We start from the raw sequence: 16,423 nt of genomic DNA, 5'->3' as shown, positions 1-16,423 counted from the left end.
GTGCGGCCGATGACCTCGACGTGGACTCGTCGTACCGCGTGCGCTCTCGTCGCCGTGCTCACCTTCGGGCTCGTGGGCCTGGTCGTCGGTACCGAGCCCGCGGTCGCCGTCCCGCTGCCGGCCCCGCCGCCGCCGGCCGTCACCACCCCGGTCACCGACCACTGCCCGCACAAGGTCGCGACTCCGCCCGCCGTCGACGAATCCGAGGTCGTCGCACCCGGTTCCGAGACGCCCACTCCCCTCCCCGTTCCGACTCCGGCCGTCGGCGGTGACGACCTCGCCGGTTGCGGGGTTGTCGCCGACCCGGCCGCGGGTCCTGTCCCACCACGCCTGACCTCGGCGGGCTGGCTGATCGCCGACCTCGAATCCGGACGGATCATCGCCGCCAAGGATCCCCACGGCCGCTACCGGCCGGCGTCGACGATCAAGGTCCTGCTCGCGCTCGTGGTCCTCGATGAGCTCGACCTCGCCGCACACGTCGTCCCCACCGCCGAGGACTGGAGCGCCGAGGGCGATTCCTGCGGGATGGGCCCCGGCGGTGTGTACTCCGTCCGCGATCTGCTCACCGGCCTGCTGCTCGTGTCGGGCAACGACTGCGCACATGCGCTGGCGCGGGAACTCGGTGGCGTCGACGCCGCCCTCGACAAGATGAACGACCGAGCGAGAGCACTGGGAGCACACGACACGCGTGCCGCGAGCCCGTCCGGCCTCGACGCCGCCGGGATGTCGTCCTCGCCGTACGACCTCGCGCTGATGTTCCGGGCCGCGCTGGCCGAGCCGACCTTTCGCGAGCTGATCGCGATGCCCACGTTCCGCTTTCCCGGATATCCGCGGCGGCCGGATGTGCCGGGCGACAAGGACCATCCGCCGTACGACATGTACAGCACCAACCGCCTTCTCCTCGACGGGTATCCGGGGGTGGTCGGCGGGAAGACCGGCTACACCGACGATGCGCGCAAGACATTCGTGGGTGCCGCCGAGCGGGACGGCCGGACGGTGATCGTCGTGCAGATGTTCGGTCTGTCCGTCGACGGCGACCTCTACTGGGATCAGGCCCGGTCCATGTTCGACTATGGTTTCCGCACCGACCCCGCCGTCTCGGTGGGGCGCCTCGTCGAACCCTCTGCCACCGCCGGGGTGTCCTCGACACCACCGCCACCGCACACCGAGAATCGCGCGACGGCAACCGGTTCCGACCAGGCGTCGTCGACCTCGGTCCAGATCCTGATCGGACTCGTGGCAGCTCTGGTGGCGGTCGTCCTGCTCCTGCTCGGGTTGCGGCTCGCCGGACGACGCTGAGCACGGCGGGGCCGCACAGACCGGCCCGGCGTCAGCGTCGTCGAAGGATTCCGACCAGCGCCGCGACCGCCGCGCCCGCTCCGGCAGCGGCTGCGAGAACACCCGCCCGGGGCGCCGGGTTCACCTCGACGGTCGGCGAGATCACCACCGGCCGCCGGAGTTCCGCGTCGGGCTCCTCGACCACCTGATACGAGCTGTTGATGGGGTCGGTCGCACACCAGGCGGTGGCGTACAGCACGATCCGCGACGCCAGATACGCGAAGACGAAGACACCGAGGATCGGGCCGAACGCAACCCCGGCCGGGGAACTGAGGACCGACTGAAGGTACAGTCCACCAAGCGATTTCATCAGCTCGAAGGCGATCGCGATGATCAAGCCGGCCTTCATCGCGTGTGTCATGGGCAAGGGCACCAACGGAAGCCGCGCGAGCACGAAGGTGAAGAGCAGCCAGCTGGCGACGACGGACACGAGGATGGCGACCGCCCGCACCACGACCGGGGCCCACGACGCGTCGTCGAGTCCGACCCAGGAGAGCATCGTGGTGGTGAGGCCGCTGTTGCCGAGGGTCGTCAGCGCCATCGTCACAGCGAAGGCGATACCCAGCAACGCGAACGTGAGGAGGTCCCACACCTTCGACAGCACGGGGTTGCGGTCGACGCGGCCTCCGTACATCTCGGTGAAGGCCACCCGGACGCCGGAGATCCACCCGATCCCGGTGAACGCGGCACCGATCAGCCCGACGATCCCGACCGCGGCGCGCGAGGAGATCGCCGAGTCGATGACCTCACTGAGTTGCTCACCCATCTTGCCCGGCGCGGCTTCGACGACGGCCTTCTGCAGGTCCTCCAGCAACTGGGGCTGATTGGCGAGCACGAAGGCCGCCACCGAGAACACCACCATGATGATCGGGACGAGCGCGAGGATGCCGTTGAAACTGATGGCTGCGGCGTACACGTTGCCGCGCCGATCGTTGTAGCGCTCGACGGTCTGCACCAGATGCTCGACGGCGGGCCACTTCTCCCGCGCCGCCGCGAAGGCCGCCTTGGCCTTGTCGACGGTCGACTTCCCGGTGTCCACCGCCGACTTCGCAGTGTCCACCGGCGATTTCGCAGTGTCGACCGGTGATTTCGCCGGGTCTGGCGCGGAGGTCATGAATGGCCTTCCTGGTCGGTCGGAGCGCGGGACCGGCCGTCCCTGTTCGGTCCCGGTACGGGCGTCCTGCGGGTCCGGTGTCACCGGCCAGGCGCCAGGAATCCCACCTTGTCATAGACAGATGCCAGCGTCTCGGAGGCAACGGTCCGAGCGCGGGCCGCGCCCCGGGCCAGGACGGCGTCGAGTTCGGCCGGGTCCGACAGGTATTCGTCGACGCGTCCCCGTAGCGGGGTCACGAACTCGGCGAGTACCTCCGCGGTATCGACCTTCAGATCGCCGTAACCCTTGCCCTCGTACTTGGCGACCAGATCGTCGACGCCGACGCCGGACAACGCCGACTGGATGGTCAGGAGGTTGGAGACGCCCGGCTTCTCGGCGACATCGAACCGGATCTCCGATCCGGTGTCGGTGACGGCGGAGCGGATCTTCTTCGCCGAACGCTTGGGGTCGTCGAGCAGGTTGATCAGACCCTTGTCGGTCTCGGCGGACTTGCTCATCTTGGCGGTCGGGTTCTGCAGGTCGTAGATCTTGGCGAATTCGGAGACGATGTGCGCCTGCGGCACCTTGAGCACCTTGCCGAAGCGGGAGTTGAAGCGTTGCGCGAGATCGCGGGTGAGTTCGAGGTGCTGCCGCTGATCCTCCCCGACGGGCACCCGGTCGACTCCGAACGCCAGGATGTCGGCGGCCATCAGGATGGGATAGGTGAACAGGCCGACACCCGCCGCGTCGACGCCCTGCTTCGCCGACTTGTCCTTGAACTGGGTCATCCGGCTCGCCTCGCCGAAGCCGGTGATGCACGACAGGACCCACGTCAGCTGTGCGATCTCGGGGATGTGGGACTGGACGTAGATGGTGGAACGCTCGGGGTCCACGCCGACGGCGAGCAACTGGGCAACGCTCAGACGGGTGCGGTCGGCCAGGACCTTCGGCTCGAACGGCACGGTCAGCGCGTGCATGTCGGGGATGAAGTAGAACGCGTCGAAATCGTCCTGCAACGCCACCCACTGCCGGACGGCGCCGAGATAGTTCCCGAGGTGGAAGGAATCGCTGGTCGGCTGGATGCCCGACAGCACACGCGGGCGGGTCGGCACCGCACCGGCCGACGGGTCTCCGGTGCGCTCTGCGTCGCTGGTCATGACGCCCAGTTTGTCAGATCCCGTCACTCGTACCGCACGGTGACCGGCGCATGGTCGGACCAGCGGAGGTCGTATGCCGCGGCACGTGCGACCTCGGCCTTGGTCGCGCGGCCGGCCAGCATCTTGTTGGTGAGCTGGTAGTCGATACGCCACCCGGAGTCGTTGTCGAAGGCTTTTCCGCGCCACGACCACCAGGAGTAGGGACCGGCGTGGTCGGGGAACAGCTCGCGCATGACGTCGCGCCACCCGGCCGCCAGCAGATCGGCCACCCACGCACGCTCATGTGGCAGGAAACCGGGGCTCTTCAGATTGCCCTTCCAGTTCTTGATGTCCGCCTCGGCGGGCGCGATGTTCCAGTCGCCACCGACGACGACATGCCGGCGACGACGGACGAGCCGGCCGAGATGGTCGCCGAACTCGGCCATGAACCGGACCTTCTCGTCATGTTTGGCGATGTCCTTCGCGGCGTCGGAGAGCGCGGCCCCCTTGGGGAGGTACAGGCTCGCGGCGGTCAGCGGCCCCAGATCGGTGTCGAGGTCGACCTCGACATAGCGCCCGAGTTCGTCGAACTCGGCGCTCCCGAACCCGACCCGCACCGCGGCGGGTTCGCCCCGGGTCAGCACGCCGACGCCCGCGTGGCCCTTCACGGCCGACTCGCTCATCGTGAGATGCCAGCCCTCGGCCAACGCCGGCGCCAGGGCGTCGCGGGCGAGTTCCGCACTGGCCCGGACCTCCTGCAGCAGGACCACGTCCAACCCGGACCCTTCCAGTCCGGCCTGATCGAGCCAGGGCAGGAAGCCGCGGTTGGCCTCCGACCGATGTTTCACCGCTGCGCGGATTCCGTTGACGTTCACCGTGGAGATCGTGAGTGGCACGGGGCCACATCCTACGGACCGGGTCGGACAGCCCCGGCCGGCCGTGGCCGCGGCGCACACGGCCAGATAGAGGTAAGGCAACCCTTGTGCGGACACCCTAAGATATGTAAGCATTGCCTAATCCAGGCACGAAGGTGAGTCCGAAGATGTTCGTTTGCATATGCCGCGCCGTGACGGTCGACGAGGTCCACGCACACTGCGACGCAGGTGCGTACACCGTCGATGCGATCAGCGACCGATGCGGCGCGGGCGAAGGCTGCGGAACCTGCCTGGACCAACTGCACGACATCCTGAGCGAAAGGGCGTCAACCGCGACGACCGCTGCATGACCTGACAGCCGACCCGACGAACCTCGCGCGACACGACGCGCGGGGGGTTTTGTCGTGTTACGGTTCGACCGGACATTCACGGCGAACCGGAGGCTGACACATGCGTGGCGACGACGAGGTCATCGAACTGCTCAACGAACAGCTCACCAGTGAGCTCACGGCGATCAACCAGTATTTCCTGCATGCGAAGATGCAGCAGAGCTGGGGGCTGACCGAGATCGCGGCCAAGACCCGGGCCGAGTCGATCGAAGAGATGACGCACGCCGAGATCCTGACCGATCGAATCCTGTTCCTCGATGCCCTCCCCAACTACCAGCGCCTGCTGCCGCTGCGCATCGGACAGTCGATCCGCGAGCAGTTCGAATCGGATATGGCGATCGAGGTCGAGGTCGTGGAACGACTCCGCCCCGGAATCGCGTTGTGCCGGTCCAAGGGTGACATCACGAGCGCGAACCTCCTGGAGCAGATCCTCGCCGACGAGGAAGAACACATCGACTACCTCGAAACCCAACTCGAGCTGATCAACAAACTCGGCGAACAGCTCTATCTCTCGAAGACCATCGCCACACCACCGACCAACAGCTGACCCACGCGTTCGACGACGAGGGCCGACCGGAACTCTCCGGTCGGCCCTCGTCGTCGAACAGAAGACTTCGCTCGGTCAGGATCCGACCGGCCGGCGCCGCGACGTCGCAAGGGCCACCACGGTGACCGCGATGCCGGCCAGCGCGAGCAACACCCCGACGACCGACGGTGCGAGATACCCGTAGCCTGCGCTGACCACCACACCACCGAGCAGCGCTCCGGCCGCGTTGGCGATGTTGAGTGCCGAATGGTTCAACGCGGCGGCCAGGGTCTGCGCGTCAGCAGCCACATCCATCAGCCTGGTCTGCAGCGCGGGCAGCATCGCCGTACCGGTGAGCGCCACCATGTACGTGAGAAACAGCGCTGCCCAGGCGTTCTCAGCCAGCACCGCGAACGCGCCGAGCGATAGGGCGCTGGCGGCGAGGCCACCGAGGATCGCCACCGACACGCTGCGGTCGGCGATGTAGCCGCCGACGAAGTTGCCGGTCACCATGCCCAGTCCGTACAGCATGAGCGCGAAGGGCACGACCGACACCGACAGCCCGGTGTCAGTGGTCAACGCCGAGTTCAGATACGTGTAGAACGCGAACATCCCGCCGAATCCGACGGTCCCGATGACGAGGGTGAACCAGACCTGGGACCGCTTGAGTGCACCGAGCTCGGTGAGCGGATCGGTGGTCTTCATCCCGGTGAGCGCCGGAAGGGCGCGCATCAGTGCGAAGACGGTGGCGACCCCGATGACGACGACGATCGCGAACGCCGACCGCCAGCCGAAGGTCTCCCCGAGCCAGGCGGCAGCCGGCACGCCGAACACGTTGGCAACCGACAGACCGAGCATCACCTGCCCCACGGCCTTGGCGCGATTCCGCGGGCCCGCGAGGTGAGCGGCGACCAGCGCCGCGACGCCGAAGTAGGCGCCGTGTGGCAGACCGGCCACGAACCTCGCCACCAGCAGCAGCCCGTAGTCCGGCGCGAGAACCGTGGCCAGGTTGCCCACGGTGAACGCCACCATCAAACCGATGAGCAACGTGCGTCGAGACATCCTCGCGGTGAGCGCCGCGATCAGCGGAGCCCCCACCACCACACCCATCGCGTACGCCGAGATGACATGTCCGGCAGTCGGTTCGGACACTCCGAGCGAGCCGGCGATGTTGGGCAGCAGACCCATCGCGACGAACTCGGTCGTACCGATCCCGAAACCGCCGAGAGCGAGGGCGAGAATCGTCCAGCGACGTACCCGGCGGGACACGCCGACCGAGACGGCCCCCTCGGGACGGTGGACCTCCGGAGCGGCGAGCCGATCCGTCAGCGAGACGTCGGCCGGGGCATCGGTGGTGGAAAGAGCGTCAGACACGGTTGATGCCAACCGTGTCCGAGACGCCCTGATTCCGGACACGGCGGTGAGTTCATTCACACCCCCCTGCCCGCGCGGTCATCGCATCGGCCGGGTCGCAGTCGGGCGCCGCGACCGTGCGCCCCGGATCAGCTGCCGGCCTCGGCGCCGCCGCCCCCGGACCCGTCTCCCGCCGGGGCCGTGTCGGCCGCCTCCGGGTCGTCTCCGGGCGGCTCGTCCCCCGCCGGTTCCTCCCCGGCCGGTTCCTCCCCGGCCGGTTCCTCCCCGGCCGGTTCTTCTCGGGACGGTTCGTCCCCGGACAGCTCGCCCGACGACGGATCGGTGGCGGCCGGGACCTCGTCGCGGACGGGCGCCGGGGCGGGATCCTCGTCGGGCGCCTCGACACCGCTCGCGTCGTCGGTGCCGGCGGGTCCCCCGGGAGTGTCGGCGGTCGGGTCGGCCGGGGCCGGTGGCGGCGCCACCGAGTCGTCGGATCCGGTGGCCGGTTCGACCCGAACCGGTTCGATGACGTCACCGGTTGCGGTCGCGAGCCTCGTGAACGTCGACGACCGCAGACTCGACGCATCCGCCGCGAGAACCGTGACGGTGCCGGCCTGTGGCGCCACCGGTCCGACGATCGTTCCCGCCCAGTACCGCACGAAGTTCACCGGGAGCAGGACGATGCTGCGGAGGCTCGCGGCCAGGGCGGTGGCTCCGTCGACGAATCTCGCCGGCGACAGCGTCAGGATCCCCTGCAGGATGTCCTCGAAGACGAACAGATCCGGCAGATAGGCGCCATATCCGAGCTTCGGCAGCGGTGGCAGGAGGTCCTGCACGAGCCGGATCACCGGCTGCAGGTTCGCGAGTTCGATGCCGTACGGCAAGTCGATCGTCGGACGACCGGACAAGAAGTCCCCGATGTCACCGGAAAATCCCAGATCGCGCGCCCACCCCTGAACGAGTTCGGCGAATGCGGAATCGGCGGTGACCACGCACACCGCGGTCCCCGGATCGCAGCGAACGGTCCGCCCGTCGTTCCACGTCGATGTGCGCGGATCCCGATACATCTGGAACGGATAGAGGTTGTGCTTGGTGAAGTAGCCGAGCAGGCCGTCGATCGCGCCGATCGGGTCGTGGATCGGATCCGGCAGGTCACAGATGGGATCGCCATCGATGCAGACCGACACCACCCGGCCCTCGAGGTCTCCGAACCCGCCGTCGGTCTCGGACGCACCTCGTGCCCCTGCCATCGTCAGACCCGGGATGATCCCGATCAGCGACAACTCGATACCGCGGCCGGTCTTGTCGCCGGAGCGGCGGGGATCCGCGTACAGCTCGCCGGAGATGTTCCCCGTCACGATGTCCACCAGAACCGGATTGCCCTGCTCGTCGAGCATGACGTCGCCGTTCTCGTCGGTCGCGACGACCTGCTCGACGTTGCGACCGTTCCCGATGTCGGCGAGTACGTCCCCGGCGACACGGGCACCCTGGGAATAGCCTGCGACCACGATGTCGGCGCCTGCTCCGCATCGTTGCTGATAGCCGGCGATCGCCGACGCCGTCGCACTCGTGCCCTGTCCGGTGCTGTCGTCGTATCCGGCGGCACCGAGTGGCCAGAGCGTGGTCGGGTAGTCGACGTGGATCACGTCCTTGGGCGCGGCGAGATAGGGACTTCCCGGGTCGTCCTCGATGACCACCTCGCCGTTCTCCACCGTCGGCACCTTGCCGGTGTAGCGCTGCTTCACACCGACGAGATGGGCGCTCTCCGGGTCGTTGGTCCCGGCCACGATGATGACCGCGCCCGAGTCGCTGCATTCGGCGGCCGTCGCGGGAGGGGCCCCGGACAGGCTGAGAGCTGCCGCGACCGCCAGGGCGGTCAGAGCGGCGATCGTGAGCGAGGTCCGTCGGGTTCGGAGACGAGCGATCGCGGCCATGGGGCGCTCCTGTGCGAACCCGGACCACCCGATCGGAATCCTCCGACGCAGCCGGGGCTGGTCCGAACGCTAGATCCGCGACGGTGAAACCGACAGCACGCTGAGGGACGCTAACGACCGTGACCTGGCACTATGCCCCTGACCACACGTGATTTCACTCGGTCGGAGGACAGCTCATGCCACCTTCGGACCGCGCTTGGAAAGTGTTGGACGCGGCCTGACCGGGACGGTTCTCCGGCACTCACATCCGTGTTATATCCTTGTCGCCAGGTCATGAGCATCAGCGTCAAGCCCCGGCTGGCTGATCGGCAACCCTCCAACCGCGGTGGGGTGCTCCGGGTGATGACCGGGTTGTGGGATCGCAGCGACGATCCCCGGCAAGCGCGGGTCCGAAGGTCGGACCCCACCAGGGTCGAGTTGGCCCTGCCGACCGTAGAAAGTGATCAATCGCCATGTCTGATGCCCCTGACGGCACTTCCGCCGACGGCACCTCCCCAGTGGACAACTGGAGCTTCGAGACCAAGCAGATCCACGCCGGACAGGCCGCCGATGCGGTGACGAACGCGCGGGCGCTGCCGATCTACCAGACGACGTCGTACGTCTTCAACGACACACAGCACGCCGCGAACCTCTTCGGGCTCGCCGAGCCGGGCAACATCTACACCCGCATCATGAATCCGACCCAGGATGCCGTCGAGCAGCGGATCGCCGCACTCGAGGGTGGCGTCGCCGCGCTGCTCGTGGCATCGGGCCAGGCCGCGGAGACCTACGCGATCCTCAACATCGTCGAGACCGGCGGCCACGTGGTGTCGAGCCCGCGCCTGTACGGCGGCACCTTCAATCTCTTCCATTACACGCTGCCGAAGCTGGGCGTCGAGGTCACGTTCGTCGACGATCCCGAGGATCCGGCGTCGTGGCAGGCCGCGGTCAAGGACAACACCCGCGCGTTCTTCGGTGAGTCGATCTCCAACCCCAACAACGAGATCCTGGACATCCCCGGCATCTCGGAGGTCGCCCACCGCAACGGCGTACCGCTGATCATCGACAACACGGTCGCCACGCCGTACCTGATCAATCCGCTGGCCCACGGGGCCGACATCGTCGTGCATTCGGCCACCAAGTACATTGGCGGCCACGGCACGGCGATCGGCGGCGTCATCGTCGACGGCGGGACCTTCGACTGGCGTGTCCAGCGCGACGGGAAAGACCTGTTCCCCGGTTTCACCACCCCGGACCCCAGCTACCACGGCGCGGTCTTCGCCGACCTCGGGGCGCCCGCGTTCGCACTCAAGGCCCGCGTGCAGTGGTTGCGTGACACGGGTGCGGCCATCGCGCCGTTCAACGCGTTCCTGCTCGCGCAGGGTTTGGAGACCCTGAGCCTGCGCATCGAGCGCCATGTCGCCAACGCGCAGAAGGTCGCCGCCTTCCTCGAGGGACACGGCCAGGTCGAGTCGGTGGCGTACGCCGGCCTGGAGTCCTCCCCCTGGTACAAGCGCGGCCAGGAACTGGCCCCCAAGGGTCAGGGCGCGATCATCGCCTTCGAGATCACCGGCGGCGTGGACGCCGGCAAGAGGTTCGTCGACGCGCTCAGCCTGCACAGCCACGTCGCCAACATCGGCGACGTGCGCTCGCTGGTGATCCACCCGGCCTCGACCACGCACAGTCAGTTGACCCCCGAGGAGCAACTCGCCGCGGGCGTGACCCCCGGACTGGTCCGACTGGCCGTGGGCATCGAGGGAATCGACGACATCCTGGCCGACCTCGAACAGGGATTCGCGGCGGCCAAGTGAAACAGGTGAGGCAGCTTTGTCGGTGAGTATCGACCTGAACGCGACAGCGTCTGATCAGCCCGATTGGGAGTCTCTCCCGGACGGGGAACTCGTCGGCATCCCGATCGGGTCGCTGCCTCTCGACAGCGGAGCACGGATCGACGACGTCACCCTGGCGTTCCAGCGCTGGGGGACGTTGTCGCCGTCCCGCGACAACGTGATCCTCACTCTTCATGCGCTGACGGGTGACTCGCATGTCACCGGCCCCGCCGACGCCGACCACGACTCGGCCGGATGGTGGGACGGGTTGATCGGGCCCGGGCAGGCCATCGACACCGACGAGTGGTGCGTCATCTCTGCCAACGTCCTCGGGGGATGCAAGGGGTCCACCGGCCCGGGTTCCATCGCCCCCGACGGCCGTCCGTGGGGTTCGCGTTTCCCACAGATCACCGTCCTCGACCAGGTCCGCGCCGAGGTGGCACTCCTCGATCGCCTCGGAATCACCAGCGTCGGTGCGGTTCTCGGCGGGTCGATGGGTGGCGCGCGCGCCCTCGAGTGGGTCATCGAGTACCCCGACCGGGTGCGCAGTGCACTCGTCCTCGCCGTCGGCGCCCGCGCGACCGCGGACCAGATCGGTATCCAGTCCGCTCAGATCGCCGCGATCAAGGCCGACCCGGACTGGCGCGGTGGCGACTATCACGGCACTGGACGAATCCCGTTGCAGGGCATGGGAATCGCTCGTCGAATCGCCCATCTCATGTACCGCAGCGAACCCGAGCTCGACAGCCGATTCGCGAACGACGCCCAGGGCGACGAGAATCCGCTGACCGGCGGGCGCTACGCGGTGCAGAGCTACCTCGACCATCAGGCGTCGAAGCTGATGTCGCGCTTCGACCCGGCGAGCTACGTCGTCCTCACCGAGGTCCTCAACCATCACGATGTCGGGCGCGGTCGCGGCGGAGTCGCCAAGGCGCTCAACGCATGCACCGTTCCGGTGATCGTCGGGGGAATCGACTCCGACCGCCTCTACCCGATCCGGCTCCAGGTCGAACTCGCCGAGGAGCTGGGCAACTGCGTCGGCGGCCTCCAGGTCGTCCACTCCGACACCGGTCACGACGGCTTCCTGACCGAGTTCGACGCCATCAGCGATCTACTCAAGCGCACAGTCGAACTCGCGCGACGCGACGCCTGAGGGCGTCCCGATCCGGCCGTCGGCGACCTCTCGTCAGCGCGGCGCGGGAACCGTGGGCACCGGACTGCTGGGCTGAGGCGACGGCGGGATCTGCGGTGCCGACTCCCCGCCCCGATCAGCGGGCCGCCCTGAGTCGGGCACCGACGGCGCCTGGGTCTCCCCCTGGGCGCGCGTGCTGCTCGGCCGTGCCGAACCGGTGCGCGGAGACTCCGGCGTCGGCGTCGTATACGTCGGAGGCGGAGGCGTGGGCGCGGCGCTCGGCGGGAGGAAACCCGGCGGCAACAGTTCCGGCGGGATCGTCGGCGTCGATCCGGGCGGGAACGGCAACTCCGGCCACGGGAACGGCGACAGCGTGCGGGTGCTGGTGCTCGTCGACGGGCGCGTCGGCGGCAACTCCGTGGTCGCCCAGGCCGGCGGATCGTTCCAGCCGGTCTGCGGCACGGGCTGTTGGGTCGGGACAGGGGCCACGACGGTCGGCTCGACGGGCTCATCCGGAATCCGGGTGATCGGCTGCGAGGGGGGTCTCGGGGCGACCGGCGGGTCGCTGTCACTGGTCGCCGCGGCCGGTGGCACGCTGCTGCTGACCGAGGGCTGCGGATCAACGGCCGGACGATCCGCGAATGACGAGCTCACCGCGTAGATCGTCATGAGCGTGGCGGCGATGACGGCTCCGGCGACCGCGATGGGTGTCGCGGAGAGCCACTCACGTTGCGGTTTGCCGCCGATGAACGCCAGACGCGCTGCGCCCGAATAACTCTGGAGTGCAAGCAGGGCTGCGCCGGTGGCCACGACCAATTCCGGAGCGGTCGGACCGACAACTTCCAGATCATGCCCAGATGCGATCGTGCGCACCGCGGGAAGGTTGGCGAGGCCGCCGATGAAGATCACTGCGTCCGGCCGTACGCCGCGCGATCGTGCGGCGTCGATGTACCGGGTGAACACCTCTCTCGCGTCCCGGATCATCGGCTCGATCGCCTGCTCGACATGCGCCGCCGACAGCGTCACGCGCCCCGCGCCCGCCGAGACCGCCACCACGGACTCGGCCGCGGACGAAGTCCCGCCGTAGGAGATCTCTTCCTTCGCGGTCCGGCAGGCGCTGCGCAACTCGCTGCGATCGGCCCGGGTGCGGCCGGCTTCACCGAGGGCCGGGTTGTCCGCGGTCAGCTGGTCGACGATGGATCGGTCCAGGCGACGGCCGCTCAGAACCGTCGAGTGTTCGGGATTGCCGATCCGGCCCTCGCGGGGGTCGACGGTGTAGAGAGACATACCGGTGTCGCCGCAGTCGACGACGACCGCGGCGGTGAAGCGGTCGACCTCCCCGGTGTCGGCGAGGTAGGCCAGAACGGCCTCGTCCTCGCCGGCGAGGCGGACCTGGCGGCGGGGGCCGCTGCCCCTCGAACGCAGTTGTCGGCGCTGACTGCCCGTGCGTGCGGCCACCCCGATGGGTCCCACCCTCGTCGCGGACTCGCGAGCCGCGGTCAGCATCACGTCGATCCCGGCGTTGACGCGGCCGGCGGCATCGAGACCGTCGGTGGGGTCGACGTCGATGACGCGCGAGTCGACCACACTGCGACCGAGATCGTCACGCGTCAGGAGGACGTAGTGGATCATGCCAGCACCTGCTGACACGCCCATGGACGTCACTTCGCTCACGGTGTCGTCGGTTGGTGATGAGGTAATACAAACTCCAGCGGTCGGTGCGTCTGCGGCAGGGCAGCGGAAAGTGCCTGGTCGAGCGGACGACTGGCCGTCAGGTCACGCTCAGGTCTCTATTGTAATCAATCCGTGCCCAAGGAGTCGATCGACGCCGCCAGCCACAGCATCACACCGCCGACCGTCGCCATCACCGTGACGTCGAACGTCTTACCCCTGACCTGCAGCAACCCGGCTTGCGACGAAGGAATGAAGGCTCGTAGCACGGCGCCGACGAGCAGCGCCGCCCCGAAGACGAACGACCCACGCCGCCAGCGATCGAACATCACGAGCAGTGCCGCAACGAGCACACCCACCATCACCAGCAGATACGGGAGTTGGACGAGCATCTCCCGAAGGCGGGTGCGGTCGGCGGAAGCGCGGGTCCGGCCTCCCGGGCGGGAGTTGTCGACACCACGCGGCTGGGAGTGAGCGGACTCACTCGGGCGCTCGTCTCGGGTCACGCGTCGCCGCCACCCCCGGAGGCGAGCGTCTGCTCCGCGCGTTCGACAACGTTGACGAGCAGGAACGCTCGCGTCAGCGGTCCCACGCCGCCGGGGTTCGGTGACACGTGGCCGGCGACGTCCCAGACGTCGGGGTGTACGTCGCCGACGAGACGACCCTCGTCGGTGCGGCTGACCCCCACGTCGACCACCGCGGCACCTGGCTTGACCATGTCCGCGGTGATGAGGTGCGGCACACCCGCGGCGGCGACCACGATGTCGGCGCGTTCGATCTCGGACGCGAGATCGGTGGTCCCGGTGTGGCACAGGGTGACCGTGGCGTTCTCGCTGCGGCGGGTGAGGAGCAGACCGATGGGCCTGCCGATGGTGACGCCGCGCCCGACGACGGTGACCCGGGCTCCGGCCAGCGGGACGTCGTAGCGGCGCAGCAGGTGGATGACGCCGCGCGGGGTGCAGGGCAGCGTCGATTCCTTGCCCAGGACCAGCCGCCCGAGGTTGATCGGGTGGAGTCCGTCGGCGTCCTTGAGCGGATCGATCCGCTCGAGCGCGGCGTTCTCGTCGAGGTGCCGGGGCAGCGGCAACTGCACGATGTAGCCGGTGCAGGCCGGGTCCGCGTTGAGTTCGTCGATCGCGGCGTTGAGCTGTTCGGTCGTGGCGTCGGCCGGGAGATCCTTGCGGATCGAGGCGACGCCGATGCGCGCGCAGTCGGCGTGCTTGCCCTTGACGTAGGAGTGCGAACCCGGGTCATCGCCGACCAGAACGGTGCCGAGACCAGGGGTGACACCCGCCAGCCGGAGCTTCTCCACCCGTTCGGCCAGATCAGCGAAGATCTCGTCGCGCGTGGTCTTCCCATCGAGTCGTATCGCGGTCACGCCCGACATTCTTCCACTCGTGCCCGGGTAATCCGTCATCGACGGACGGATGGGTCCTGCACCACTAGGGTCGGGGTGGTGACCGTGGTGCCCGTCGACGTCGACCTCGCCTGCGCGGCGATCAGTCCCCATCTCCGACGCACGCCGATGCTGCGCACGGTCATCGACACCGTCGACGGCCCGGTCGACGTGGCCCTCAAACTCGAGTACACCCAGCTCGGCGGGTGTTTCAAACCGCGGGGCAGTCTGTGGGCGACCCTGCATGCCCGCGACCAGGGGATTCTGACCGACGCCGGTGTGCTCGTCGCCTCCGGCGGCAATGCCGCGATCGGCGCGACGGTCGCGGCGCGGATCGTCGGCGTCCCGGTCACCGTGGTCATCCCCGAGACGGCACCGCCGGTCAAGATCGACGCGCTGCGCGCCGCGGGTGCGCGGGTGCATCTCATCGGACGGCGCTACTCCGAGGCCGCCGATGCGGCCGAGGAGCTCGCAGACCAGACGGGCGCACTGGCGCTCCACGCCTACGATCTACCGGACATCGTCGCCGGCGCGGGCACGATCGGTCTCGAGCTCATCGACGACGTGCCCGGGCCACTCACGACCGTCGTCTGTGTCGGCGGTGGCGGACTGCTGGCCGGCCTCGCCGCGACGCTACGCCCGGGCGATCACCTCGTCGGCGTCGAACCGCTCGGTGCCTCGTGCCTGCACCAGGCACTCGCCGCAGGGACGCCCGTGCCCGTCGAACTGGAGAGCGTGGCCGCCGACTCTCTCGGCGCGACCCGGGTCGGCGACCTGTGCTGGAATGCCGTCGCCGAGAACCCCGCCGTCCGCAGCATAATCGTGACCGACGACCAGATCATCGCGGCGCGACGGATGCTCTGGGACTCCCATCGCATCCTCGTCGAACACGGTACCGCCACGGCCGTCGCCGGTGTGACCTCGGGACAGATTCGGCCGCAACCCGATTCGACGCTGTGCATCGTGCTGTGCGGGGCCAACACCGCATTGGCGGTGTGAGGGGCGGGATCGAGTGGGATCCGCGTCGTACGGCACCGACTACGCTGACACCATCATGTTCCGAATCATGTTCTACCAGCCGTGCATCCCGCCGAACACGGGCAATGCGATCCGGCTGGCCGCCAACACGGGGTGCGAGCTCCACCTCATCGAACCGCTCGGTTTCTCCATGTCCGACGCGCAGGTGAAACGCGCGGGACTCGACTACCACGAGATGGCCAACGTCACGGTTCATCCCAACCTGGTGACCGCCTGGACGACGCTGAAGCCGGAGCGGGTGTTCGCGTTCACCGCCCACGCCGAGCGGTACCACACCGACGTCGACTACCGGCCCGGTGACGTGCTGCTGTTCGGCCCGGAACCGACCGGGTTGCCCGCGGAGGTCCTCGACGAACCCGAGGTCACCGACCGGGTGCGCATCCCCATGCTCGCCGGTCGTCGTTCCCACAACCTGGCCAACGCCGCGAGCATCGTGGTGTACGAGGCGTGGCGACAGCACGGCTTTTCCGGTGCTGTCTAGGATCAGCCGACGCGATAGCGCTTGGTTCGTGCCGTGGCGCCGCCGATGAGCGCGATCTTGCTCTTCGGAACCCCGAGGTGAGCGGCGAGCAGTTCGGAGACCGCCTTGTTCGCCCGGCCCTCCGTTGCAGGCTCGCGGACGTAGACGGTGATCGCGCCGTCGGGCCCCGTCTCGACCAACGGGCCCTTGCTGCTCTTCGGTTTGACGGTCACCACGACCTGTTGCGGCATCGACTCTTTCCCTGATTCTGCTC

The 16,423-nt window shown here is 68.4% G+C and carries 16 protein-coding genes and 1 riboswitch; of the genes, 7 read left to right on the top strand and 9 right to left on the bottom strand.

What is annotated here, in order from left to right; genetic code table 11:
* Positions 1-9 precede the first annotated feature (9 nt).
* The gene (locus BCM27_RS09155) at positions 10-1,299 is read left to right on the top strand and encodes a D-alanyl-D-alanine carboxypeptidase family protein (protein ID WP_004021689.1); all 1,290 of its coding nucleotides are present in this window, start codon (positions 10-12) and stop codon (positions 1,297-1,299) included.
* A gap of 31 nt (positions 1,300-1,330) precedes the next feature.
* Here the strand turns inward: BCM27_RS09155 and BCM27_RS09150 are convergent, their stop codons facing one another.
* From BCM27_RS09150 to BCM27_RS09140, 3 genes are all read right to left on the bottom strand, one after another.
* Entirely contained in the window at positions 1,331-2,452 is a 1,122-nt protein-coding gene (locus BCM27_RS09150; RefSeq protein WP_004021690.1) for a YhjD/YihY/BrkB family envelope integrity protein, read from the bottom strand.
* Between the two features lie 80 nt (positions 2,453-2,532).
* Positions 2,533-3,588: a tryptophan--tRNA ligase gene (trpS, locus tag BCM27_RS09145; RefSeq protein ID WP_033203737.1), complete on the bottom strand. Its 1,056-nt coding sequence runs from the start codon at positions 3,586-3,588 to the stop codon at positions 2,533-2,535.
* Between the two features lie 23 nt (positions 3,589-3,611).
* Positions 3,612-4,463: an exodeoxyribonuclease III gene (locus BCM27_RS09140; protein WP_004021692.1), complete on the bottom strand. Its 852-nt coding sequence runs from the start codon at positions 4,461-4,463 to the stop codon at positions 3,612-3,614.
* Between the two features lie 146 nt (positions 4,464-4,609).
* Here BCM27_RS09140 and BCM27_RS09135 point away from each other — a divergent pair, with 146 nt between their 5' ends.
* Both BCM27_RS09135 and bfr read left to right on the top strand, forming a co-directional pair.
* Positions 4,610-4,792 carry a (2Fe-2S)-binding protein gene (locus BCM27_RS09135; protein ID WP_010841902.1) on the top strand — a complete coding sequence of 61 codons (183 nt, stop codon included), beginning with the start codon at positions 4,610-4,612 and terminating at the stop codon, positions 4,790-4,792.
* Positions 4,793-4,892: 100 nt separating this feature from the next.
* Positions 4,893-5,378 (top strand): bacterioferritin, encoded by a 486-nt coding sequence (bfr, locus tag BCM27_RS09130; RefSeq protein WP_004021693.1) that lies wholly within the window; start codon positions 4,893-4,895, stop codon positions 5,376-5,378.
* Positions 5,379-5,453: 75 nt separating this feature from the next.
* Here the strand turns inward: bfr and BCM27_RS09125 are convergent, their stop codons facing one another.
* Positions 5,454-6,731, bottom strand: a complete 1,278-nt coding sequence (locus BCM27_RS09125) for an MFS transporter (protein WP_004021694.1) — start codon at positions 6,729-6,731, stop codon at positions 5,454-5,456.
* Positions 6,732-6,859: 128 nt separating this feature from the next.
* A complete protein-coding gene (locus BCM27_RS09120) occupies positions 6,860-8,644 on the bottom strand; it encodes a cutinase family protein (protein WP_004021695.1) in 1,785 nt (594 codons plus the stop codon).
* Positions 8,645-8,913: 269 nt separating this feature from the next.
* Positions 8,914-9,034: riboswitch (SAM riboswitch) on the top strand.
* Between the two features lie 62 nt (positions 9,035-9,096).
* Between BCM27_RS09120 and BCM27_RS09115 the strand changes: the two genes are divergently transcribed.
* Positions 9,097-10,434, top strand: a complete 1,338-nt coding sequence (locus BCM27_RS09115; protein WP_004021696.1) for a bifunctional o-acetylhomoserine/o-acetylserine sulfhydrylase — start codon at positions 9,097-9,099, stop codon at positions 10,432-10,434.
* Between the two features lie 16 nt (positions 10,435-10,450).
* On the top strand, positions 10,451-11,605 hold the full coding sequence (gene metX, locus BCM27_RS09110; protein WP_004021697.1) for a homoserine O-acetyltransferase MetX: 1,155 nt from the start codon (positions 10,451-10,453) through the stop codon (positions 11,603-11,605).
* Positions 11,606-11,638: 33 nt separating this feature from the next.
* Here the strand turns inward: metX and BCM27_RS09105 are convergent, their stop codons facing one another.
* The 3 genes from BCM27_RS09105 to BCM27_RS09095 all read right to left on the bottom strand — a co-directional run bounded on the left by BCM27_RS09105 (position 11,639) and on the right by BCM27_RS09095 (position 14,633).
* Positions 11,639-13,216: an Hsp70 family protein gene (locus BCM27_RS09105; protein ID WP_004021698.1), complete on the bottom strand. Its 1,578-nt coding sequence runs from the start codon at positions 13,214-13,216 to the stop codon at positions 11,639-11,641.
* A gap of 167 nt (positions 13,217-13,383) precedes the next feature.
* A complete protein-coding gene (locus tag BCM27_RS09100; RefSeq protein WP_004021699.1) occupies positions 13,384-13,647 on the bottom strand; it encodes a DUF3017 domain-containing protein in 264 nt (87 codons plus the stop codon).
* 110 nt (positions 13,648-13,757) lie between these two features.
* Complete coding sequence (locus tag BCM27_RS09095; protein ID WP_197505665.1) at positions 13,758-14,633, bottom strand: bifunctional methylenetetrahydrofolate dehydrogenase/methenyltetrahydrofolate cyclohydrolase; 876 nt, start codon at positions 14,631-14,633, stop codon at positions 13,758-13,760.
* Between the two features lie 147 nt (positions 14,634-14,780).
* Between BCM27_RS09095 and BCM27_RS09090 the strand changes: the two genes are divergently transcribed.
* Positions 14,781-15,650, top strand: a complete 870-nt coding sequence (locus BCM27_RS09090) for a pyridoxal-phosphate dependent enzyme (protein ID WP_239450696.1) — start codon at positions 14,781-14,783, stop codon at positions 15,648-15,650.
* A gap of 55 nt (positions 15,651-15,705) precedes the next feature.
* Complete coding sequence (locus tag BCM27_RS09085) at positions 15,706-16,170, top strand: tRNA (cytidine(34)-2'-O)-methyltransferase (protein ID WP_033203743.1); 465 nt, start codon at positions 15,706-15,708, stop codon at positions 16,168-16,170.
* 2 nt (positions 16,171-16,172) lie between these two features.
* Here the strand turns inward: BCM27_RS09085 and BCM27_RS09080 are convergent, their stop codons facing one another.
* Positions 16,173-16,400 carry a DUF167 domain-containing protein gene (locus BCM27_RS09080; RefSeq protein WP_004021704.1) on the bottom strand — a complete coding sequence of 76 codons (228 nt, stop codon included), beginning with the start codon at positions 16,398-16,400 and terminating at the stop codon, positions 16,173-16,175.
* Between the last annotated feature and the right edge of the window lie 23 nt (positions 16,401-16,423).

Origin of the sequence: Gordonia terrae (genome assembly GCF_001698225.1) — a bacterium.
In the GTDB taxonomy this organism is placed as follows: domain Bacteria; phylum Actinomycetota; class Actinomycetes; order Mycobacteriales; family Mycobacteriaceae; genus Gordonia; species Gordonia terrae.
Note: the sequence above shows the minus strand (reverse complement) of the source record. Positions and strands in the feature narration are given on the sequence as shown.

What these genes read in the sequence shown, in the direction of transcription:
- BCM27_RS09155 (WP_004021689.1), top strand. Translation starts at nt 10, where the DNA reads ATGACCTCGACGTGGACTCGTCGTACCGCGTGCGCTCTCGTCGCCGTG.
- BCM27_RS09150 (WP_004021690.1), bottom strand. Translation starts at nt 2,452, where the DNA reads ATGACCTCCGCGCCAGACCCGGCGAAATCACCGGTCGACACTGCGAAA.
- trpS (WP_033203737.1), bottom strand. Translation starts at nt 3,588, where the DNA reads ATGACCAGCGACGCAGAGCGCACCGGAGACCCGTCGGCCGGTGCGGTG.
- BCM27_RS09135 (WP_010841902.1), top strand. Translation starts at nt 4,610, where the DNA reads ATGTTCGTTTGCATATGCCGCGCCGTGACGGTCGACGAGGTCCACGCA.
- bfr (WP_004021693.1), top strand. Translation starts at nt 4,893, where the DNA reads ATGCGTGGCGACGACGAGGTCATCGAACTGCTCAACGAACAGCTCACC.
- BCM27_RS09120 (WP_004021695.1), bottom strand. Translation starts at nt 8,644, where the DNA reads ATGGCCGCGATCGCTCGTCTCCGAACCCGACGGACCTCGCTCACGATC.
- BCM27_RS09115 (WP_004021696.1), top strand. Translation starts at nt 9,097, where the DNA reads ATGTCTGATGCCCCTGACGGCACTTCCGCCGACGGCACCTCCCCAGTG.
- BCM27_RS09105 (WP_004021698.1), bottom strand. Translation starts at nt 13,216, where the DNA reads ATGATCCACTACGTCCTCCTGACGCGTGACGATCTCGGTCGCAGTGTG.
- BCM27_RS09100 (WP_004021699.1), bottom strand. Translation starts at nt 13,647, where the DNA reads ATGCTCGTCCAACTCCCGTATCTGCTGGTGATGGTGGGTGTGCTCGTT.
- BCM27_RS09090 (WP_239450696.1), top strand. Translation starts at nt 14,781, where the DNA reads ATGCTGCGCACGGTCATCGACACCGTCGACGGCCCGGTCGACGTGGCC.
- BCM27_RS09085 (WP_033203743.1), top strand. Translation starts at nt 15,706, where the DNA reads ATGTTCCGAATCATGTTCTACCAGCCGTGCATCCCGCCGAACACGGGC.
- BCM27_RS09080 (WP_004021704.1), bottom strand. Translation starts at nt 16,400, where the DNA reads ATGCCGCAACAGGTCGTGGTGACCGTCAAACCGAAGAGCAGCAAGGGC.